The organism is Streptomyces sp. NBC_00984 (assembly GCF_045162475.1).
In the GTDB taxonomy this organism is placed as follows: domain Bacteria; phylum Actinomycetota; class Actinomycetes; order Streptomycetales; family Streptomycetaceae; genus Streptomyces.
Window position 1 is genome coordinate 2,330,932 of record NZ_CP108734.1, and the last position, 21,550, is coordinate 2,352,481.

The 21,550-nt window shown below is 69.8% G+C and carries 16 protein-coding genes; 5 read left to right on the forward strand and 11 right to left on the reverse strand.

The window, feature by feature from the left end; genetic code table 11:
- Positions 1 to 33 precede the first annotated feature (33 nt).
- Positions 34 to 693, forward strand: coding sequence for a TetR/AcrR family transcriptional regulator C-terminal ligand-binding domain-containing protein (locus tag OG520_RS09970; protein ID WP_399330405.1), 660 nt, complete (start codon positions 34 to 36; stop codon positions 691 to 693).
- 59 nt (positions 694 to 752) lie between these two features.
- On the opposite strand, the gene OG520_RS09975 is transcribed toward OG520_RS09970, so the two are convergent.
- Entirely contained in the window at positions 753 to 1,358 is a 606-nt protein-coding gene (locus tag OG520_RS09975; protein ID WP_406012935.1) for a YdbC family protein, read from the reverse strand.
- Positions 1,359 to 1,426: 68 nt separating this feature from the next.
- On the opposite strand from OG520_RS09975, the gene OG520_RS09980 reads away from it, so the two are divergent.
- Positions 1,427 to 2,404 carry a DUF1152 domain-containing protein gene (locus OG520_RS09980; protein WP_406012936.1) on the forward strand — a complete coding sequence of 326 codons (978 nt, stop codon included), beginning with the start codon at positions 1,427 to 1,429 and terminating at the stop codon, positions 2,402 to 2,404.
- Positions 2,405 to 2,566: 162 nt separating this feature from the next.
- Complete coding sequence (locus OG520_RS09985; RefSeq protein WP_406012937.1) at positions 2,567 to 3,103, forward strand: TerD family protein; 537 nt, start codon at positions 2,567 to 2,569, stop codon at positions 3,101 to 3,103.
- 129 nt (positions 3,104 to 3,232) lie between these two features.
- Here the strand turns inward: OG520_RS09985 and OG520_RS09990 are convergent, their stop codons facing one another.
- The 5 genes from OG520_RS09990 to nrdR all read right to left on the reverse strand — a co-directional run bounded on the left by OG520_RS09990 (position 3,233) and on the right by nrdR (position 10,360).
- Positions 3,233 to 5,629 carry an ATP-binding cassette domain-containing protein gene (locus OG520_RS09990; protein WP_406012938.1) on the reverse strand — a complete coding sequence of 799 codons (2,397 nt, stop codon included), beginning with the start codon at positions 5,627 to 5,629 and terminating at the stop codon, positions 3,233 to 3,235.
- Between the two features lie 139 nt (positions 5,630 to 5,768).
- The gene (locus tag OG520_RS09995; RefSeq protein ID WP_389981217.1) at positions 5,769 to 6,179 is read right to left on the reverse strand and encodes a VOC family protein; all 411 of its coding nucleotides are present in this window, start codon (positions 6,177 to 6,179) and stop codon (positions 5,769 to 5,771) included.
- A 10-nt stretch (positions 6,180 to 6,189) separates the two neighbouring features.
- On the reverse strand, positions 6,190 to 6,633 hold the full coding sequence (locus tag OG520_RS10000) for a helix-turn-helix transcriptional regulator (protein WP_266427680.1): 444 nt from the start codon (positions 6,631 to 6,633) through the stop codon (positions 6,190 to 6,192).
- A gap of 159 nt (positions 6,634 to 6,792) precedes the next feature.
- Positions 6,793 to 9,687, reverse strand: a complete 2,895-nt coding sequence (locus OG520_RS10005) for a vitamin B12-dependent ribonucleotide reductase (protein ID WP_266427678.1) — start codon at positions 9,685 to 9,687, stop codon at positions 6,793 to 6,795.
- Between the two features lie 160 nt (positions 9,688 to 9,847).
- Complete coding sequence (nrdR, locus tag OG520_RS10010; RefSeq protein WP_093898913.1) at positions 9,848 to 10,360, reverse strand: transcriptional regulator NrdR; 513 nt, start codon at positions 10,358 to 10,360, stop codon at positions 9,848 to 9,850.
- Between the two features lie 521 nt (positions 10,361 to 10,881).
- Here nrdR and lexA point away from each other — a divergent pair.
- Complete coding sequence (gene lexA, locus OG520_RS10015) at positions 10,882 to 11,676, forward strand: transcriptional repressor LexA (protein WP_072488421.1); 795 nt, start codon at positions 10,882 to 10,884, stop codon at positions 11,674 to 11,676.
- Positions 11,677 to 11,758: 82 nt separating this feature from the next.
- On the opposite strand, the gene OG520_RS10020 is transcribed toward lexA, so the two are convergent.
- The 5 genes from OG520_RS10020 to OG520_RS10040 are packed head-to-tail and all read right to left on the reverse strand — an operon-like array spanning position 11,759 to position 19,858.
- Entirely contained in the window at positions 11,759 to 13,729 is a 1,971-nt protein-coding gene (locus OG520_RS10020; protein WP_406012939.1) for an ATP-dependent DNA helicase, read from the reverse strand.
- A gap of 38 nt (positions 13,730 to 13,767) precedes the next feature.
- Complete coding sequence (locus OG520_RS10025) at positions 13,768 to 15,681, reverse strand: IucA/IucC family protein (RefSeq protein WP_406012940.1); 1,914 nt, start codon at positions 15,679 to 15,681, stop codon at positions 13,768 to 13,770.
- Between the two features lie 60 nt (positions 15,682 to 15,741).
- Entirely contained in the window at positions 15,742 to 16,515 is a 774-nt protein-coding gene (locus OG520_RS10030; RefSeq protein ID WP_406012941.1) for a GNAT family N-acetyltransferase, read from the reverse strand.
- A 44-nt stretch (positions 16,516 to 16,559) separates the two neighbouring features.
- Positions 16,560 to 18,449, reverse strand: coding sequence for an IucA/IucC family protein (locus OG520_RS10035; protein WP_406012942.1), 1,890 nt, complete (start codon positions 18,447 to 18,449; stop codon positions 16,560 to 16,562).
- A gap of 29 nt (positions 18,450 to 18,478) precedes the next feature.
- Positions 18,479 to 19,858, reverse strand: coding sequence for a diaminobutyrate--2-oxoglutarate transaminase family protein (locus OG520_RS10040; protein WP_406012943.1), 1,380 nt, complete (start codon positions 19,856 to 19,858; stop codon positions 18,479 to 18,481).
- Positions 19,859 to 20,186: 328 nt separating this feature from the next.
- On the opposite strand from OG520_RS10040, the gene OG520_RS10045 reads away from it, so the two are divergent.
- Complete coding sequence (locus OG520_RS10045; RefSeq protein WP_406012944.1) at positions 20,187 to 21,407, forward strand: trypsin-like serine peptidase; 1,221 nt, start codon at positions 20,187 to 20,189, stop codon at positions 21,405 to 21,407.
- Positions 21,408 to 21,550 lie beyond the last annotated feature (143 nt).

The following is a 21,550-nucleotide window of genomic DNA, read 5'->3' on the forward strand; positions in this document are numbered from 1 at the left end:
CACTGGGACTCACTAATGCAACTGGAGTAGCAATTGACTGGACAGCGAGCCACCCAGGAGACCGGCCTGCCGACGCCCCCGCTCGCCCCCGGCACCAGCCGTCCGGGCGGCAGAACCGCCCGTACCCGCGCGGCGGTCCGTGATGCCGTCCTCACCGGCCTGGTGGAGCACGGCTACCCGGGCCTCACCGTCGAGTACGTCGCCGAGCACTCCGGCATCCACAAGACGACCCTCTACCGCCGCTGGGAAAACCTCGAAGGGCTCGTCGTGGACGCCCTGGACCTCGCCGGGGAGGACAGCTGGACCCCGCCCGACACCGGAAGCCTGGAAGGAGATCTGCGCGCTCTGGCGCAGACGACGGCCGCTTCCTTCGAGGACCCCGCCGCAGCGGCCGCACCGACCGCGTTCGTCGCCGCGGCCTTCCAGTCCGAGCGTGCCGCGGACGCGCTGAACGCCTTCTACGCGCAGCGGTTCGCCCGCTGCGAGGTCATCGTCGCGCGCGCCGTCTCCCGGCACGAGCTGGACCGGCGCACGGACGCGGGAGCGCTCGTCAGGGCCGTGATCTCGCCCCTGTTCCTCAGACTGTTCATCACCCGCGAGCCCGTCGACGGGACACTGGCCGACCAGTCCGCCGACGCGGCTCTGGCAGCCGCCCGCGCCGGAGTCTTCAACTCCCCTGCCGAATCCACCTGATGGGCCGCCCGGAGCGCCCCCGGCTCATCGCCTGGGCCGTACCCGTCCGGCCGTACCGGTCACACCGTCCACGACGGCTCCAACCGCACGACGTCTCCCGCCAGCTCCGCCACGTCGTCCTCGGTCTGCGCCCGTTGCGACAGCCGCTCGATGCTCCCCGCCCGGTACTTGCCGCGCTCGGCGCTCGACTGCCACATCGACAACACGAGGAACTCCTGCCCCGGCGCCTCCCCGAACACCCCCCGCAGCATGCCGGGCGAACCGGCCATCGCCGGATTCCACACCCTCTCCTGCATCAACGCGAAGTGTTCCACCCGGTCCTCGCGCACCTTGCTGTGCGCCACCCGGACCACATCCGCATCGGTGAAGCGCGGCTCGAAGCCCGTCTTCACATCGAAGCGGTGCTCGAAGAGCTTGACCTGGAGACCGCTGTACGTACCGGACTGCGCGGCAGCCAGGCCGTCGTGCGCGCGCGCCATGAACGAGTCGTAGAAGACGCGGTTCTCCCAGAAGGTGAAGACGTGCGCCACGTCCGGACGCCCTCGGCTCCACCCACCGCCCTGTCCCCTGAACCCGGGCTCGCCCAGCAGCCCCGCCCACTTCCGCTGCCCCCGCTCAAAACCTCGACGGTCCACCACGGTGCAACGAATCCACTTGACCAGCACCGCGCCATCGTACGGTGCCGGGCGTGTCACGGGTCACGCTCGGGCAGAGTAGGCCCTAAGTGACCGCCATGAAACGCAGAATGGCCTCCACGGTCTCGCTGCACACCAACCCCCTGTTCACCCGGCTCGAATCCGCGGAACGTGTCCTCGTCGCAGGGGCCGGCGGCGGCTTCGACATCTACGCGGGACTCCCCATCGCGCTCTCCCTGTTCCACCAGGGCAAGCACGTACAGCTCGCCAATCTGTCGTTCAGCGCTCTCGAAGGGCTGCCCCTCGATTCCTGGCTCGCGCCGGACGTCGCCGCCATCACCCCCGAAACGGCCCTCCACCAGGCGTACTTCCCGGAACGGACACTCGCCCAGTGGCTCGATCTGCACGGCTATCCGCACACGGTCCACGCCTTCTCCCGGGTGGGCGTACAACCGCTGCGCGCTGCCTACCGGGCATTGATCGAGAAGTACGACATCGACGCGGTGGTCCTGGTCGACGGCGGTACGGACATCCTGATGCGCGGCGACGAATCCGGCCTCGGCACACCGGAGGAGGATCTGACCAGCGTCGCCGCGCTCGCCGCGATCGACGTACCGGAACGCCTCGTCGTGTCCATCGGCTTCGGCATCGACGCGTATCACGGGGTGAGCCACGGCCTCGTACTGGAGAACATCGCCGCACTCGAACGCGACGGTTCCTGTCTCGGCGCGTTCTCCGTATCCCGTACGACGCGTGAGGGCGCGCTCTTCGTCGACGCCGTGGCACACGCCCAGCACCACACGCCCGACCACCCCAGCATCGTGAACGGGTCGATCGCCGCCGCCGTCCAGGGGGACTTCGGGGACGTCAGGTTCACCTCGCGCACCCGTGGCAGCGAGCTGTTCATCAACCCTCTGATGACGCTCTGCTTCGCCTTCGAGCTGGACGGCGTGGCTCGCAACTGCCTCTATCTCGACCGCATCGAGCACACCCATCTCATCCGTCAGGTCAGCAGCGCCATCAAGCTCTTCCGGGACGAGGTCCGGCAGCGACCGCCGCGCCGCATACCCCACTGAACCGAAGCGGCCACGAGGCCACGGAGCCGTGCGGCCGCGGGACACCGATGGCCCGATTCCATCGCCGAAATCCAAGCCGGTTGGATCCACGGTCGGTTACAGACATGATCGGGTGATGTGAACGGCCCGACGGCCCAGCGGAAAGCCAGGGAGGCAAGTCCGATGAGCACGCCCAACAAGGACATAGACAAGGTCGAAGTCAGACTCAAATGGGATCCCAGCCCTCATGGCGCACCGGCCCATGACCTCGACATCATCGCGGCGACCTACCTCGCCGAGGCGCCGTACGGCAGCCCCGCGTACCTCGTGCACTTCGACAGCCGCTCGCCGGACGGCACCATCACCCTCAACCGCGACAGCAGGACCGGCCAGGGCCTCGGCTTCGACGAGGAGATGACTCTGGAACTGAGCCGGTTGTCGACCGCGTACACCCGGGTCGTCGTCGGGGTCGCCATCCAGCAGCGCGACGGCCGCAGGACGTTCGCCGAGATAGCGAACACCGCTGTTCAGGTCCGGGAGGGCTACACGAACCTGGCGGAGGACGACTTCTCGGCGGTCGGCGCGGCCACTGCGGCAACCGTGGCCGAGTTCGTCCGGGGCGCCTCCGGGGCCTGGGAGTTCCACGGTACGGTCCGGGGCTTCGACGGCGACCCCGATTCGTTCGCCGCGACGATGGGAAGCCGTACGCCCGGCATGTGACTGGCACGTCGCGGCACGCGGCCCCGGCCCGGACCGCGGAGCCGCGGCACGGCGGACACGACGAAGGGGACCGGCCCGCGGTCGGTCCCCTTCGGGTCGGCCTGCGGCGGAGGATCGCGCAGGCCCGGGTCAGGCCCCGACGTACTCCGCGAGGTGCTCGCCGGTGAGGGTGGAGCGGGCGGCGACGAGGTCGGCGGGGGTGCCCTCGAAGACGATCCTGCCGCCGTCGTGACCGGCGCCCGGACCCAGGTCGATGATCCAGTCGGCATGCGCCATGACCGCCTGGTGGTGCTCGACGACGATGACCGACTTGCCGGAGTCGACGAGCCGGTCCAGCAGGCCCAGCAGTTGCTCGACATCGGCGAGGTGGAGTCCGGTGGTCGGCTCGTCGAGGACGTACACACCGCCCTTCTCGGCCATGTGCGTCGCCAGCTTGAGCCGCTGCCGCTCGCCGCCGGACAGCGTGGTGAGCGGCTGGCCGAGGCTGAGGTAGCCGAGCCCGACGTCGGCGAGCCGCTCCAGGATCTTGTGCGCGGCCGGTGTGCGCGCCTCGCCGGCGCCGAAGAACTCCTCGGCCTCGGTCACCGACATCGCGAGCACCTCGCTGATGTCGCGGCCGCCGAGGTGGTAGTCGAGCACCGATGCCTCGAACCGCTTCCCCTCGCACTCCTCGCAGGTGGTGGCGACGCCGGCCATCATCGCCAGATCGGTGTAGATGACGCCGGCTCCGTTGCACGTCGGGCAGGCGCCCTCGGAGTTGGGGCTGAACAGCGCCGGCTTCACGCCGTTGGCCTTCGCGAACGCCTTGCGGATCGGGTCGAGCAGTCCGGTGTACGTCGCCGGATTGCTCCGTCGCGACCCGCGGATGGCCCCTTGGTCGACCGAGACCACGTCCGCGCCCGCGGGGATCGACCCGTGCACGAGCGAGCTCTTGCCGGACCCCGCGACACCGGTGACGACGGTCAGCACGCCGAGCGGGACGTCGACGTCGACGCCCTGCAGGTTGTGTGCCGTCGCGCCGCGGATCTCCAGCGCCCCGGTGGGCTCGCGCACCGTCTCCTTGACGACCGCCCGGTCGTCGAGATGGCGGCCGGTGACGGTGCCGCCGGCCCGCAGCCCCTCGACGGTGCCCTCGAAGCAGACGGCGCCGCCCGTCGTACCCGCGCCGGGGCCGAGGTCGACGACATGGTCGGCGATGGCGATCGTCTGCGGCTTGTGCTCCACGACGAGCACCGTGTTGCCCTTGTCCCGCAGCCGCAGCAGCAGGTCGTTCATCCGCTGGATGTCATGGGGGTGCAGACCGATGGTGGGCTCGTCGAAGACATAGGTGACGTCGGTGAGCGAGGAGCCGAGGTGGCGGATCATCTTGACGCGCTGCGCCTCGCCGCCCGACAGCGTGCCCGACGGCCGGTCGAGCGAGAGGTAGCCGAGACCGATCTCCACGAACGAGTCGAGGGTCCGCTGCAGCGCGGCGAGCAGCGGAGCCACCGACGGATCGTCGAGGCCGCGCACCCACTCGGCCAGGTCGCTGATCTGCATCGCACAGGCGTCGGCGATGCTCAGCTTGTTGATCTTCGACGAGCGGGCTTCCTCGCTCAGTCGGCTGCCGTCGCACTCGGGGCAGGTGGTGAAGGTGACCGCCCGCTCCACGAACTCCCGGATGTGCGGCTGCAACGCCTCCTTGTCCTTGGACAGGAACGACTTCTGGATCTTGGGAATCAGCCCCTCGTAGGTGAGGTTGACACCCTCGACCTTCACCTTGGTCGGCTCCCGGTAGAGGAAGTCCTGCATCTCCTTCTTGGTGAACTTGCGGATCGGCTTGTCCGGGTCCAGGAGGCCGGACTCGGCGTAGACGCGCACGGTCCAGAAGCTGTCCGACTTCCAGCCGGGGATGGTGAACGCGCCCTCGGCGATCGACTTGGAGTCGTCGTAGAGCTGGGTGAGGTCGATGTCGGAGACCGTGCCCCGGCCTTCGCAGCGGGTACACATGCCGCCGGTGCGGGTGAAGGTCCGCTTGACGGTCTTGGTCCGGTCGGCACCGCGGTCGACCTTGAACGCACCGCTCGCCTGGACCGAGGCGACGTTGAAGGAGAACGCCTGGGGCGAGCCGATGTGCGGCTTGCCCAGCCGGCTGAAGAGAATGCGCAGCATCGCGTTGGCGTCGGTGGCGGTGCCGACCGTGGAGCGGGGATCGGCACCGAGGCGCTGCTGGTCGACGGTGATCACGGTCGTCAGGCCGTCGAGTACGTCTACCTCGGGCCGCGCGAGGGTCGGCATGAAACCCTGCACGAAGGCACTGTACGTCTCGTTGATCAGCCGCTGCGACTCCGCGGCGATGGTGCCGAACACCAGCGAGCTCTTGCCCGAACCGGAGACGCCGGTGAACACCGTCAGCCGGCGCTTCGGGATCTCGATGCTGACGTCCTTGAGGTTGTTCACGCGCGCGCCGTGCACACGGATCAGGTCGTGGCTGTCGGCAGTGTGCGGCGCAGACGACCGCGTGTCCGTCCTCTTGGCCATGCTCATCGTGTCTCCATCTGTTGGGCGGAGCCGCCTTCGCGGTCCCCGTCGCCGTCTGCGTCGCCCGGCTCGGCATCTCGGGCGCCGAACGGTACGTCCGGTTCTGCTTCGTCGGTGCGGCTCGTGGCCGCGGTCGCCGGACGGTTCAGCGCACCTCGTTGATGCGGATGAGATTGCCGGCGGGATCGCGGAAGGCGCAGTCGCGAATCCCGTACGGCTGCTCGGTCGGCTCCTGGACGACTTCGGCACCGCCGGCCTGGAGGCGGTCGAAGGTGCCGTCGAGGTCGGCGGTGGCCAGGGTGATGATGGCGTAGGTGCCCTTGGCCATCATCTCGGTGATGGTGCGCCGCTCCTCCTCCGTGACGCCGGGATCCGCGGCCGGCGGATGCAGGACGATGGACGTGCCGGGCCGGCCGGCGGGGCCGACCGTGATCCAGCGCAGCCCGCCGAACCCGACGTCGTTGCGGATCTCGAAGCCCAGGATGTCGCGGTAGAAGGCCAGAGAGGCGTCCGGGTCCTCGTGCGGAAGGAAGCTCGAGTGAATCGTGATGTCCATGGCCGTCACGCTAATCCTGGCCCTGTGACCGCGCTTCTCGATTCCTGATCGGTCTGGTCACCTGTTTCGCCACGCACGACGGCATCCCCACCGTGGCGCGCGCGGCCTCGCGCCGGTAGGCGCTGGGCGGCATGCCCACCAGCTCGGTGAAGCGGGTACTGAAGGTGCCCAGCGAGGAGCAACCGACCGTGAAACAGACCTCGGTGACGCTGAGATCACCACGCCGCAACAGCGCCATCGCCCGCTCGATGCGCCGCGTCATCAGGTATCCGTACGGCGACTCGCCGTACGCCAGCCGGAACGCGCGGCTCAGGTGCCCTGCCGACATGTGCACACCACGGGCGAGCGCCTCGACATCCAGTGGCTGCGCGAACTCCCGGTCGATCCGGTCACGGACACGACGCAACCGCGCAAGGTCGCGCAGGCGCTGAGCCTCATCGGGTCTGCTGGTCACCTGCGAGATCGTGCCACACCGCGAGGGACGTCGCGCGCCGGCCCGGGACCGTACGACCGCGGAGGGCGCCGACCGGAAGTCGACGCCCTCCTTGAGCTGCGGTTCAGCTACCCGGGCACATCATGCGGGACCTTGCGTCCCACGCGATCGGGCAGCCTGTCAGCTGCAACCGCTGGTCGAGCCGCAGCCCTCGCAGATGTAGCAGGAGCCGGCGCGCTGCATCTTCGTACCGCAGGAGAAGCAGAGCGGCGCGTCCGCGCTGATGCCCAGCTGCATCTCGACGAGCTCCGCCGAGGTGTGCGCGGTCTTCGGGGCGGGCTTCTCCGCCTCCTGCACCGCGGCCACCGCCTTCAGCGGCTCCGTCCGCACCGGGGCGGACTGGGCCAGGCTCTCGATGTCCAGCTCCTCGTCCTCGATGGAGGGCTCGTACGAACCCGTGTCGAGGTGGCGCTGGCGCTCCTCGGCCGAGTGGATGCCGAGTGCCGAGCGGGTCTCGAAGGGCAGGAAGTCCAGCGCGAGGCGGCGGAAGATGTAGTCGACGATCGACTGTGCCATCCGCACGTCCGGGTCGTCCGTCATGCCGGCCGGCTCGAAGCGCATGTTGGTGAACTTCGAGACGTACGTCTCCAGCGGGACGCCGTACTGCAGGCCGACCGAGACGGCGATGGAGAAGGCGTCCATCATGCCCGCGAGGGTGGAGCCCTGCTTCGACATCTTCAGGAAGACCTCACCGAGACCGTCGTCCGGGTAGGAGTTGGCGGTCATGTAGCCCTCGGCGCCGCCCACCGTGAAGGAGGTGGTGATGCCGGGACGGCCCTTGGGGAGACGCTTGCGGACCGGGCGGTACTCGACGACCTTCTCGACCGCGGTACGGATGGTCTCCTCGGCCTTGGCGGTGACCGCCTCCTTCTCCTTCTCCTTGGTCTTCGCGGAGAGGGGCTGGCCGACCTTGCAGTTGTCGCGGTAGATCGCGAGCGCCTTGACGCCCATCTTCCACGCCTCGAAGTAGACCTCTTCGACGTCCTCGACGGTGGCCGTCTCCGGCAGGTTCACCGTCTTGGAGAGCGCGCCGGAGATCCACGGCTGGATCGCGGCCATCATGCGCACGTGACCCATCGCGGAAATGGAACGCTCGCCCATCGCGCAGTCGAAGACCTCGTAGTGCTCGGTCTTCAGACCGGGGGCGTCGATCACATTGCCGTGCTCGGCGATGTGGGCGACGACCGCCTCGATCTGCTCCTCCTGGTAGCCCAGGCGGCGCAGGGCCTGCGGGACGGTGCCGTTGACGATCTGCATCGAGCCGCCGCCGACCAGCTTCTTGAACTTGACCAGGGCGAGGTCGGGCTCAAGACCGGTGGTGTCGCAGGACATCGCGAGGCCGATGGTGCCGGTGGGCGCGATGACCGAGGCCTGCGCGTTGCGGAAACCGTTCTTCGCGCCGAGGCGGATGACGTCCTGCCAGGCCTCCGTCGCGGCGGCCCAGATCGGGTTGTCCAGGTCGTCCATGTGGACGGCCGCGGCGTTGGCGTCGGAGTGCTGCTTCATGACGCGCTGGTGCGGCTCGGCGTTGCGGGCGTAGCCGTCGTACGGGCCGACGACCGCGGCGAGCTCGGCGGAGCGCTTGTACGAGGTGCCGGTCATCAGCGAGGTGATGGCGCCGGCGAGGGCGCGGCCGCCGTCGCTGTCGTAGGCGTGGCCGGTCGCCATCAGCAGGGCGCCGAGGTTGGCGTAGCCGATGCCGAGCTGGCGGAAGGCGCGGGTGTTCTCGCCGATCTTCTGCGTCGGGAAGTCCGCGAAGCAGATCGAGATGTCCATCGCGGTGATGACCAGCTCGACGACCTTGGCGAAGCGCTCGGACTCGAAGGACTGGTTGCCCTTGCCGTCGTCCTTGAGGAACTTCATGAGGTTCAGCGAGGCGAGGTTGCACGAGGTGTTGTCCAGGTGCATGTACTCGGAGCAGGGGTTCGAGCCGTTGATCCGGCCGGACTCCGGGCAGGTGTGCCAGGCGTTGATGGTGTCGTCGTACTGGATGCCCGGGTCGGCGCACGCCCAGGCGGCCTCGGCCATCTTGCGGAAGAGGGACTTGGCCTCGACCTCTTCGATGACGTCGCCGGTCATGCGGGCACGCAGCCCGAACTTGCCGCCGGACTCGACGGCCTTCATGAACTCGTCGTTCACACGCACCGAGTTGTTGGCGTTCTGGTACTGGACGGACGTGATGTCGTCGCCGCCCAGGTCCATGTCGAAGCCCGCGTCGCGCAGGGCGCGGATCTTCTCCTCTTCCTTCACCTTGGTCTCGATGAAGTTCTCGATGTCGGGGTGGTCGACGTCGAGGATGACCATCTTGGCCGCGCGCCGGGTGGCGCCACCGGACTTGATCGTTCCGGCGGAGGCGTCGGCACCGCGCATGAAGGACACCGGGCCGGAGGCGTTGCCGCCGGAGGACAGCAGTTCCTTGGAGGAGCGGATGCGGGAGAGGTTCAGGCCGGCGCCGGAGCCGCCCTTGAAGATCATGCCCTCTTCCTTGTACCAGTCGAGGATCGACTCCATGGAGTCGTCGACGGCCAGGATGAAGCAGGCGGAGACCTGCTGCGGCTGGGGCGTTCCGACGTTGAACCAGACCGGCGAGTTGAAGCTGAAGATCTGGTGCAGGAGGGCGTACGCCAGCTCGTGCTCGAAGATCTCGGCATCCGCGGGAGAGGCGAAGTAGCCGTGGTCCTCGCCGGCCTTGCGGTACGTCTTCACGATCCGGTCGATGAGCTGTCGCAGACCGGTCTCGCGCTGCGGGGTGCCGACGGCCCCGCGGAAGTACTTGCTGGTGACGATGTTGACCGCGTTCACCGACCAGAAGTCGGGGAACTCGACGCCACGCTGCTCGAAGTTGATCGAACCGTCGCGCCAGTTGGTCATGACGACGTCACGGCGCTCCCACGCCACCTCGTCGTACGGATGCACGCCGGGGGTGGTGTGGATGCGCTCGATACGCAGACCCTTGCTCGACTTGGCTCCCTTGGTTCGGGAACCTCGTGCCGGGCCGCTCGCCGTCTCTGTCATGCCGCCTCCCATATGTGGGCAAAAACACCCTGAAGTGCCCAGAACTTCCCGGGGCACAGTCTGTCTCTGATGCCTCGGACGCCACGCAGAGCGCCCGGAGCAGGTCTATGAAGCCGCCTTGCCGCCGATCCACGGAACCGTGTCGACCGGCCGGCGCCGATCAGTCGGCGGCGACGGCGGGAACGGGGACCTCAAGGGTCTCGCCCCTCCCGCGTTCCTCCACGGGAGGCCGCCGCTCACGGAGTTCCGCGATGGCGGCCTCGAAGTCTTCGAGTGTGTCGAACGCCCGGTACACGGACGCGAACCGCAGGTACGCGACGAGGTCGAGTTCCTGCAGGGGGCCGAGGATGGCCAGACCCACGTCATGGGTGGTCAGCTCGGCACTGCCGGTGGCACGCACCGCCTCCTCGACCCGCTGGCCGAGCTTGGCGAGGGCGTCCTCGGTGACCGGCCGGCCCTGGCACGCCTTGCGCACGCCGGAGATGACCTTGGTACGGCTGAAGGGTTCGGTCACGCCGCTGCGCTTCACCACCATCAGCGAGCAGGTCTCCACCGTCGTGAAACGGCGGGAGCAGTCGGGGCACTGGCGACGGCGTCGGATCGACGTGCCGTCGTCGGTGGTGCGACTGTCGACGACCCGGCTGTCGGGGTGCCTGCAGAAGGGGCAGTGCATGGCTCCCAACCCTCCTTCACAGCACGACTGAATAGCCTCTTCAGGGCCCGTCGGGGCTCCTGGAAGCTGTCACAAGCATAGGCGATGGCCACACCCTCGGCGGACCGGGGACCACAACTTCTGGGTGGCTGGAACAATCCAACCACTAGATCTTGGGTTTGGCCGCGCATTCGGCCCTACCGCGTGTCGCGCATCACGAGCGACCGGCAGGCAGCCTAAGGCCGCGTACGAGGTTACGGGAACCGTGCGGCGGCCAGGATTGCGGGGCTCCCGCTGTCGGACCCGGACAACGGCCCGACGGCCACCCCGCGTGGCGGCGCCGCACCGGTGGCCGCTACCGTAATAGCCCGAATTGCGGGTCGGCCCGCAAGGGGGCCCTGGCCTCTCGGTCATCGCACATACACCTGACAGAGAACACACGGCAGACTTTTATTCGTTTTTCACTCGAACGTGTGTTTGGCGCAACCTTTCGAAAGCTACTACCGTTGTCCAGCTAGGGAGACCATTCGAGAGGGGCCGACGTGACCACCACCGCAGACAGTGCCACCATCACTGCCCAGGACCGCTCCCAGAGCCGATTCGAGCCGGTGCATGCCATGAATGACTCAGTCACGAACATGGAGGGGCCAGAGCCCGCGCGCCCGGCGCGCTCATTGCCCGGCCGACCTCCTGGAATCCGGGCGGACAGCTCGGGGCTCACGGACCGGCAGCGGCGCGTGATCGAGGTGATCCGGGATTCCGTGCAGCGGCGTGGTTACCCGCCCTCGATGCGGGAGATCGGTCAGGCGGTCGGCCTGTCCAGCACGTCCTCCGTCGCCCATCAGCTGATGGCCCTGGAGCGGAAGGGTTTCCTGCGCCGCGACCCCCACCGCCCGCGGGCGTACGAGGTCCGTGGTTCGGACCAGCCCAGTTCGCAGCCCACCGATACGACCGGCAAGCCCGCGGCGTCGTATGTTCCGCTGGTCGGCCGGATCGCGGCCGGTGGCCCGATCCTCGCCGAGGAGTCGGTCGAGGACGTCTTCCCCCTCCCCCGCCAGCTCGTCGGTGACGGCGAGCTGTTCGTGCTCAAGGTCGTCGGTGACTCGATGATCGAGGCGGCGATCTGCGACGGCGACTGGGTCACCGTGCGCCGCCAGCCCGTCGCGGAGAACGGCGACATCGTGGCAGCCATGCTGGACGGCGAGGCAACGGTCAAGCGCTTCAAGCGGGAGGACGGCCATGTGTGGCTCCTCCCGCACAACTCCGCGTACCAGCCGATCCCGGGCGACGAGGCGACGATCCTCGGCAAGGTGGTGGCAGTACTGCGGCGGGTGTGAAGCTCGCCGGTTCCGACCGGGCCCCGGGATCCACTGCGCCGATCCCGGGGCCCTGCCCATGCCGCCGGGCACCCGAAGCGGACTACTTGCCGTCGGCCTTGGCCGTCGCGTCGATCGCCGCGAGCGAGCGGCGCGCCTGGTTACGGTCGGTGGTGTACCAGAAGTCGGGCAGCGAGGCCCGCAGATAGCTGCCGTACCGGGCGTTGGCCAGGCGCGGATCGAGTACCGCGACCACGCCCTTGTCGCCCGTGGCCCGGACGAGCCGGCCGGCCCCCTGGGCCATCAGCAGCGCGGCATGCGTCGCCGCGACGGCCATGAACCCATTGCCTCCCGCCTCCTCGACCGCCTTCTGGCGCGCGCTCATCAGCGGATCGTCGGGACGCGGGAACGGGATGCGGTCCATGACCACCAGCTGACAGCTGGCCCCCGGCACATCGACGCCCTGCCAGAGCGACAGCGTGCCGAAGAGGCAGGTCTCGGGATCGGCCGCGAAATTCTTGATCAGCTCGCCGAGCGTCTCCTCGCCCTGCAGCAGGATCGGCTTGTCCAGCCGGCCCCGCAGCTCCTCCGCGGCGGCCTGGGCCGCCCGCATGGAAGAGAACAACCCAAGGGTGCGCCCGCCCGCCGCCTCCATCAGTTCGGCGAGCTCGTCCAGCATGTCGGTGCGGGAACTCTCCCGCCCCGGTGTGGCCAGATGCCGGGCGACATACAGGATGCCCTGCTTCGGGTAGTCGAACGGCGAGCCGACGTCGAGTCCCTTCCAGTGCGGGATGTCGTCGCCCGCGGTGCCTTCGGGAGCCAGGCCGAGCGAGGCCCCCACCCCGTTGAAGTCCCCGCCGAGCTTGAGCGTGGCCGAGGTCAGGACTACGGACCGCTCGGTGAAGAGCTTCTCGCGCAGCAGCCCCGAGACGGAGAGCGGTGCGACCCGTACGGACGCGCCGAAACGGTCATGGCGCTCGTACCAGACGACGTCGTACTCCGAGCCCTGGGTAATGCGTTCGGCGACGCCGTGGATCGTCTCCACCGACGCCAGGGCCTGCTTGCGGACGGCGTCCTCGTCCTGGACGGACTTGTCCCGGGTGGCTCCCAGGGCCGAGATCACCGTGCGCGCGGCGTCGCGCAGCGCCAGCAGCGCGTAGCCGAGGTCCTCGGGAACCTCTTCCATGCGGCCGGGAAGCGCCAGCTCCATGACGCGCTCGAACCCCTCCGACGCGGTCTGCAGTGCGTCGGCGGCCTTCTCGTTGACCAGCTTCGCCGCGCGGCGCACCGCGCGGTTGACCTGGCCGGGGGTGAGCTCGCCGGTGGCCACCCCGGTGACCCTGGAGACCAGCTCATGGGCCTCGTCGACGATCAGCACCTCGTGCTGCGGGAGCACCGGGGCGCCCTCGATGGCGTCGATGGCGAGGAGGGCGTGATTGGTGACGACGACATCGGCGAGCTTGGCCCGCTCACGTGCCAGCTCGGCGAAGCATTCCGCGCCGTACGCGCACTTGCTGGCGCCCAGGCATTCGCGGGACGAGACGGAGACCTGCGCCCAGGCACGGTCGGAGACCCCCGGGGTGAGGTCGTCGCGATCACCGGACTCGGTCTCGTCGGACCAGTCCCGGAGCCGGAGCAGATCCTGGCCGAGCTTGCTCGACGGAGCGGCGGCCTCGAACTGGTCGAAGAGCCCCTCCTCCTCTTCCTGCGGCACTCCCTCATGGAGCCGGTGCAGACAGAGGTAGTTCGACCGGCCCTTGAGCATGGCGAACTGGGGGCGCCGGCGCAGCAGCGGGTGCAGGGCGTCGACGGTGCGCGGAAGGTCGCGCTCCACCAGCTGGCGCTGCAGCGCCAGCGTCGCCGTGGCCACCACGACCCGCTCCCCGTGCGCCAGCGCGGGCACCAGGTAGCCGAGGGACTTGCCCGTGCCGGTACCGGCCTGGACGAGCAGATGGGAATTGTCGTCGACGGCCTCGGCGACGGCCCCGGCCATGGCGGCCTGGCCGGGTCGTTCCGTACCGCCGACGGCGGTCACGGCGGCGTGCAGGAGCTCGGGAAGGGATGGCTTCGTCATAGCTTGACCAGCGTACGGGTCGCCACTGACAACACCGGTCACTCCCGGACTCCGGCTGAGGGGTGGAGCGGGTTGGGAACGGTCCCGTGGATGGCCGCGTGCGGGCGCTGGGGGCGGTCCCGGTATCCGTCGACATGCAGGCGGTTGCGGTTCAGACAGAGGCGTTCGATGCGGGGCGTCAGCAGGTCGAACATCTCGAACCGCTCCTTGAGCTCCGGAAAGCGGGCGTGGTGGCGCAGGATCTCGGCCCGCACGAGTGACCAGAAATCGGCCTCCGGAACGCCCAGCTGTTCCTCGCACAGCGGGGACAGGAAGCGGAACACGCCGATGAACAGTCCGGAGTGGATGAACTGGGTGAGGAAGGAGGGTTCCTCTGTGAGCAGGGTGCGGCGTACGTCCTCGGGCATCGACTCGTGCTCCGGCAGCGGCCGGGCGCTGATGTTCACGTCGTCGACGAAGTCCTTGATCGCCAGTCGCACCGGTACGTCCTGGTCGTCGAAGACCACGATGGCGTTCTCGCCGTGCGGGGAGAACACCGTGCCGTAGCGGTAGAGGAAGTGCAGCAGCGGCGGCAGCAGGGCGGCGAAGAGGCGGGTCAGCCAGGCGGTGGGCGTCAGCCCGGAGCGGGCGACGAGCTCGGCGGTGAAGGCGCGGCCCTGCAGATCGGTGTGGAGCAGCGAGGCGAGGGTCCGGGCCCGCTCGCCGGGCGCGAGCCGGGGCTGGAGGGGCTCGCGCCAGATCGCACCGAGGATCTCCTTGAACTGGTACGGGGCCTCGGGAAGGCGGTCGTAGAGCGGGTGCTCGACCGCCACCGAGGCCACCTCGCCGAGCAGGATGACCCCGCAGGTGTCACGCAGAAAGGCGTCCCCGTCGCGCAGGCCGTGGACCCAGGTGGTGACGGCCGGGGCCGCGAGGGTGCGTTCGGTCGGCAGTCCTCGCCAGACCAGTGTGTTGAGGATCGACAGGGGCAGTTTGACGGTGTGCCGGTCGGGGCGGGCCACGTTGCTGAAGGTGCGGATGGACTGCTGAGCCAGCCTGAGGTCCGCGTCGGCGTGCAGCGGAACGATGTCACCGGCGGCGATGGCGGGGGCGAAGACCGGAACGATCCATTCGTCCCACTGCCAGGGGTGTACGGGAAGGAAGAGGTAGCTGTCGGCATCGAGGCCGCGGGTACGGAGCACGGCGGCGAAGGAATCACGGACCGACGGGTCGAGTTCCTGTGCGTACAGCTGCTCCGGTCCGGCCAGGCCGGCCACTCCGCGGTAGGCGGCGATCCTCGTGGAGACCGCGATCCACGGCAGCGTGAGGGGCGTGCGGGCCTCGGGGGTGTAGCGCGAGGCGTCGGTGGCGGAGAAGCCGAGGCGGCCCTTGTTGGCGACGAGCCAGGGGTGGCCGGTCTGGTGCCCTTCCAGCTCGGCGTAGTCGAGGTCGGCCAGTCGGGCCGCGGTGAGGGCGGTGTGGTCGAGCCGGGCGTCGGCGGTGAGGGTGGTGGTGATCTCGCGGATGAGGTGGCCGAGGGTGGCGCCGTCGATGTCGAGGAGCCGGCGGGCGCGCACGAGGAACTGGAGCGGATCGCGGAAGGGGACGGGGCCGGTGCTCCGGTCGCCGGGCTGCTCGGTGGCGGGGCCCCGGTCGCCGTCGGGCCCCGCGCCGGCCGGCGTCCCGGGAGTGTTCCCGGGCGTCTCCAGGATCGAGTCCGGGGCGATGTGCCAGCTTCCGTACACGCCCCGCCGGGCCCTGAAGCCGAGGGTTCCGCCGTCGTCGAGGCCGAGGGTGTACGTATCGCCGCCTGCCTGCGCGGCCGGCTCGATGACTTTCTCGTAGGCGAATTGACCGAGCATCTTCGCGAGCAGTCGGGCGGCGGCTCCGTCCCAGACCGTCCGGTTCAGTTCTGGCGTGCTGAGCAGCTCGGCGGACTGCGCCGAATCATGGCTCGCGGGATATTTCGGCACGGGGACTCCTCGGGACGGAACCGATGGGTTTCGAGCGGTGTGAGTTGTGCAGCGGTTCGTTCACAGCTGGGCACGATGAGTTCGGTCGCGGATCATCAGGGCGGCTCGTTTGTCGGGGAGTTCGAGTTCCGCGGAGAAGCGGAAGCCGGCACTCAGAAAGGCGGAGACGGACGGAGTGTTACGCAGATCGGGTTCCGCGACCACCCGCGCGCACCGGGGGCGGTTGTCGAGTACGAGATCGGCGACGGCCCGCAGCAGAGTGGTTCCGACGCCGCGCCCGCGGTTGTTCACACCACCGATGAGCAGGTGGATACCGGTGTCGTGCGGACGGGCCGGGTAGTGGCGTGCCAGCGGGTCGAGGTCCGCGCGGTAGATCTCCCAGTAGCTCATGGGAATGCCCGCCAGCACGCCGAGGCAGGGGACGCTGCGTCCGTCGCCGTCGAGTTGACTACGCAGATGGGCGGCTGTGACCGCTTCGGGTCCGGCGAGTTCCCAGAAGGCCGCGACGGCGGGGTCGTTCATCCAGCGGCTCAGTACGGCGAGATCGCGTTCCAGCCGCACGGGGACGAGTTGGAGGACTCCGGCCGGGGTGGTGACCGGTCCCCAGTCGGCCGGATGGTCGAGCAGGTCGGAGGAGGCCGCCCTGCTCGCCGTCGGCTGCGTACCCGCTGCCCGGCCCGCGTCGCCCGTGATGCCCGTGGTGCCCGGGGGGTCTTCCCCGAACAGGGCGAGGAGTTCCTCGGAGAGCTCCAGGTCCAGGGTGTCCTCGGCACCTGTGTCGGCCGGTGGGGCAGGACCGGTAACGGCGTCGGTGTGCGCATCGGCTGGAGCCACGATGTCGCTCTCCTCTCGGCGGTTCAGGCGGTGGTGATGTTCCCTCAGGCGTACAGGGGGTTGGCGATGGTGACGTAGACGGACTGGGTGTCGACGGGGCCGACGAGTTCGTCCAGGCCGTGCATCCGGGTCAGCAGGTTGGCCTTGCACCGCAGCTCGGGCTTTTCCAGCAGGTGTGCGGGGAGCGGGGAGCCCAGGGCGGCGGCCGAGCCGAGGAATCGGCGGAAGGCCGCGATGAGTACGCGTTCGTCGGCGAGACGCTGGGCGCCGAACGCCCCGATCAGGCCGAACACATGGTTGATGCCGAGGTAGTAGGCGAAGCGTTCGTCGGTGACCGCGTCGGAGACGAAGGTGTCGCTGGCCGATCCGATGCCGGGGAGCCTGCGCTCCAGCGCCGCGCGGTGGGACTCGCGGAAGTAGTAGCCCTGGTTGTCGCGGTATCGGCCGCCGACCGGCCATCCCTGGGGGTCGAGCAGCACCAGGGTGTTCTGCTGGTGTGCTTCGAGGGCCACGCCTGCGTGGCCGTCGAGCCAGAGCACCGGGCCCACGACGCGGTGCAGGTAGCGCAGGAACCACTCGGCGGCGACCGCGCGCACGGTTCGTCCGGTGACGGCGGCCAGGGAGTGGACGATCTCGGCGAGGCGCGAGTGCATGCCCGTTCTGCCCGGCCATGGGCGCGGGGCGGTCAGGGCCGCGATGCAGACCGCGTCGTCGTGCGGCCCGAACGGGTTGTGGCGAAGCATCACGTCGAGGCCCTGGACGGGTTCGCCGTCCGGGCCGTCCACGGCGAGCCAGGCGGGGTCGCGGACGATGTCGAAGCCCGGATGGGCGGCGTGCCACTGTGTGGCGAGCCCGCTGCGGAGCAAGCGGTGGACCTCCACTCCGCGGTGCAGTTCCTTGCGGAGGTTCTCCCGGCGGGAGTTGGTGATGCGTACGCCGAGGGAGAGCTTGAGCATGACCTCGGCACCGGGCCGGTGCACGGTACGGACGGAGGAGGTGGGGTGCCAGCGCCTGCCGTGCGGTCCCAGGTCGTGGAGGAGCCCGGCGTCGAGCAGGGCGGCCACCTCGGGGCGGTGGGCGAGTTCGCGGGCCTGCCAGGGGTGGAGCGGAATCGGTGCGGTGTTGTCGGGGAGGCTCAGCCCCTCGGCATGGCGGGTGACCAGCTCCGTGGCCGGCACGGGACGGCCTCCGTCGGTCCAGGCGGAGTCGGTGGCCAGTACGGACCGGTCGACGGCCATCCAGTGCAGCGGGAAGGAGCCGTGCGACTCGGGCGAGTAGAGGCGGGATTCGGCGTCGGAGAGCCCTTCTCGGCTCTTGGGGGTGGGGTGGAGCGGGTGCCCGAGCAGAAGCGACTGCTCCGCGGTGAGGAAGAGATCCGCCTCGGCCGGGGCGTGGGGGGTGCGGCGCCGCTCGGCGATGAAGTCGGCGGTTCGCCGTACCGAGTCGGCCACCCGGGCCACCATGTCGGCCCCCGGGTCGCGGTCGGTCTCGCGGCCCAGGAGAGCGGCGATCGTGACGGCGTCGGCGGGGGGTGCTCCTTCGGGTGCCCCCTCCAGGGCGGGCGGGCCGAAACGGTGCCAGCCGGTGGCCGACCAGTGGAGGACGGGGACGAGCAGGGCCGTTCCGCTGGCGGGGAGGGGGACGCGGAGTGTGTGCCCGTCCGGCTCGGGCAGGTCGGTTTCCCGGACCCAGCAGCGCAGCAGATTCTCCGCGCCCGCCGTGTCGGCGGCCCGCAGCGGGTCCGGGTGGTCGAGCGGGTCGGCCAGTGCCCCGGTGGTGAGCGCGGACTTCGGGGTGCACCACTCGTCGGGCGGTGCCGTCATCTGGCGCGGCACGGTGGACTGCTCGGCGACGAGGTGGCCGGTGAGCCCGGCCTGTCCTCGCTGCTGGGTGGGGGGAGAGCCGTCGGCCTGGGGCGCGGGGGTGGGGTTCACGGCGGTCTTTCTCGTGAGGGTGTCCGGGGTCAGCGGATCGACCCGGTCGTGATCCGGCGGTGCGGCAGCCGCTCGGCGGCTGCCAGGGCGTCGGCGAGGCGGTCCACGACCGCTGTCGCCTGTTCGTCGGTGAGTGTGAGGGGAGGGAGGAGGCGTACGACGGTGGAGTGGCGTCCGCCGAGTTCGACGATGAGCCCGCGGCGCAGGCACTCCTGCTGGACGGCTGCGGCGAGGGCGGGGGCGGGCGGCGGCTCGGGGCTGTCGCCGGGCGGGGCGGCTTCCGGGTCGACCAGCTCGACCCCGATCATCAGGCCGCGTCCGCGTACGTCACCGATGGTGGGGTGGTCGGTGGCCAGCGCCTGGAGGCGGGCGAGCATGCGGGCGCCGAGGGTCGCGGCGCGCTCGGCGAGGCGGTTCTCCCGCACGAAGGCGAGGGTGGCCGTGCCCGCCGCCATCGCGAGCTGGTTGCCCCGGAAGGTGCCGGCGTGGGCGCCCGGCTGCCAGGTGTCGAGTTCGGAGCGGTAGACGATCACGGCGAGTGGGAGGGAGCCGCCGATCGCCTTGGAGAGCACCATCACATCGGGCACGATCCCGCTGTGTTCGACTGCCCAGAAGGCACCGGTGCGACCGACGCCCGTCTGGACCTCGTCGGCGATCAGGGGGACGGAGCGGGCCTCGGTGATCTCGCGCATCCGGCGCATCCAGCCGTCGGGAGCGGGGTTCACACCGCCCTCCCCCTGCACCGGTTCGAGGATCATCCCGGCCGGCGCGGGTGTGCCCCCCTTGGGATCGTCCAGGAGGTTCTCGGTCCACCGGGCGGCGATCTCCGCGCCGCGCTCACCGCCGACGCCGAAGGGGCAGCGGTAGTTCCGCGGGAAGGGCAGCCTGGTCACCCGTACGTCCTCGGCGCCGCCGGAGGCGGCGAGGGCTCCGGCGGTCATCCCGTGGTAGGCGCCGGTGAAGGCGAGGAGGCCGCTGCGGCCGGTCGCGCCGCGGACCAGCTTGAACGCCGCCTCGACCGCGTCCGTGCCCGCCGGGCCGCAGAACTGGATCCGGGCGTTGTCGGCGAACTGCCGCGGCAGGGTGGCGAACAGCTCCGTGGTGAAGGCGTCCTTGACCGGGGTGGCGAGGTCGAGCACATGCAGCGGCGCACCCGAGTCGAGGACCTTCTTGATCGCCTCCAGGACGACCGGGTGGTTGTGTCCGAGCGCCAGGGTGCCGGCTCCGGAGAGGCAGTCGAGATACCGCCGTCCGTCCGCGCCCTCGATGGTCAGCCCACGGGCCCGGACCGGCACGATCGGCAGTGAACGCGCGTAGGTACGGGCGGCGGATTCGCGCAGGGACTGGCGGCGCAGGATCCCCTCGTGCACCGTCGGTGCTGCCACCGGGGCTGGTTCGGTCACGGCCACGGCTGTTGGTCCTCCCGCTGTAACGGTTGCGTTGCACATCAGTACGTCGACGCACGGACGGAGTACGGGGACGAACGCTTTCCCCGGGTCCCACGCACGTACCAACGACGCCGGGAGCGACGGATCACGGGTAAATCGGAAGATCCTTGCGGAGGCGGAACCACGGCCCTGCCGCTCACCGTCCCCATCGGCACCGGCATAGTGGGGGCCGCACAGGATCCAGGACGGTTGTCCGACAGTCCGCAGGGTGTTCGGAGCAGGTGGCTCGGAGCAGTACCGCAGTGCAGTACAGAAGTGTTGAGTTACGAAGTCCCAGGGGGATCACCACATGCGACTCATTCGACCGGTTCTCGCCGCACGTCAGGGGAGGGGACGCCGCCGGCCCTCGTCGGTGCTCGCGGTGGCCGCGGTCACCGCGGTGCTCGCGCTCGGCGCCACCGCCTGCGGGCCCGAGGAGGACAACGCGAGTGACAAGCCGAACGTTCCCGCCGGCCAGTCCTCGGACGGCAAGATCACGATTCCTGACGATCTGAAGGACCGGCTCAAGGCACATGGGATCGACCTCGACCAGTGGAAGAACGGCGAGTGGAAGAACTGGGACAAGGACAAGTGGCTGCGCGAGGCCAAGGACTTCGTCAACCCGATCATCGAGGACCTCTGGAACCCGGACCGGATGCGGGATGCCGACAAGTCGCCCGAGAAGCCGGTCGACAACGACATCTCGGGTGACGTGGGCGTGACGGACCCGACGCCCGCGCCGGTCCAGGCCGCGGGCGTCCGGACGCCGTACCACGCCAACGCCGCGGAGTCCGGGAAGCTGCTCTTCGACAGCCCCGAGGGCTCCATGGTCTGTTCCGCGACCGTGGTCAAGGACCCGGCGCACCCCGGGAAGTCCAACCTGGTGTGGACCGCCGGGCACTGTGTGCACGCGGGCAAGAAGGGCGGCTGGTACCGCAACATCGCCTTTGTGCCCTCGTACAACAACCAGGGCCTTTCCCTGGCCGCGCTGAAGAAGGCGACCAAGCAGGAGATCGCCCCCTACGGCGTGTGGTGGGGCACTTGGGCGCAGACGTCCGACCAGTGGATCTCGCAGGGTTCCTCGATGGGCGGACTGGGCGCGCCCTACGACTTCGCGGTGCTGCACGTGACGCCGGAGAAGGGCTCGACGGGCAAGTCCCTGGAGGAGACGGTCGGTTCCGCGCTGCCCGTCGAGTTCAACGCCCCGGCCGTGCCGAAGATCGACAGCATGACGGCGACCGGCTTCCCGGCCGCTCCTCCGTACGACGGCCAGAAGGCGTTCCAGTGCGCGGACAAGCCGGGCCGGCTCTCGCTGACCGCGCAGGACCCGACGATGTACCGCATCGGCTGCACCATGACCGGCGGTGCCTCGGGCGGTGGCTGGGTCGCGGCGGGACAGGACGGCAAGCCCGCGCTGGTCTCGAACACCTCCATCGGGCCGGTGACCGCGGGCTGGCTGGCCGGGCCGCGGTTCGGCAAGGAGGCCAAGGGCGTCTACGAGTCGGTCAGCAAGAAGTACGCGGGACAGTGACGACGGACCGTCACCCGGCCCGGTACCGGTGGCGGTGACGGCACATCAGGGGCCCCTGGCGCGGCAGTTGCGCGCCGGGGGCCCTTTCCGTCGCGCCGCGCCGCCAGCCGTCCGCGTCCCGTGCGGGCCGTGCCGCCGCGGCG

Coding starts and splice junctions, on each gene's coding strand:
- OG520_RS10020 (WP_406012939.1), bottom strand. CDS start 13,729: ATGACGAAGCCATCCCTTCCCGAGCTCCTGCACGCCGCCGTGACCGCC.
- nrdR (WP_093898913.1), bottom strand. CDS start 10,360: ATGCACTGCCCCTTCTGCAGGCACCCCGACAGCCGGGTCGTCGACAGT.
- OG520_RS09990 (WP_406012938.1), bottom strand. CDS start 5,629: ATGAGCATGGCCAAGAGGACGGACACGCGGTCGTCTGCGCCGCACACT.
- OG520_RS09980 (WP_406012936.1), top strand. CDS start 1,427: ATGAAACGCAGAATGGCCTCCACGGTCTCGCTGCACACCAACCCCCTG.
- OG520_RS09985 (WP_406012937.1), top strand. CDS start 2,567: ATGAGCACGCCCAACAAGGACATAGACAAGGTCGAAGTCAGACTCAAA.
- OG520_RS09995 (WP_389981217.1), bottom strand. CDS start 6,179: ATGGACATCACGATTCACTCGAGCTTCCTTCCGCACGAGGACCCGGAC.
- OG520_RS10045 (WP_406012944.1), top strand. CDS start 20,187: ATGCGACTCATTCGACCGGTTCTCGCCGCACGTCAGGGGAGGGGACGC.
- OG520_RS10005 (WP_266427678.1), bottom strand. CDS start 9,687: ATGACAGAGACGGCGAGCGGCCCGGCACGAGGTTCCCGAACCAAGGGA.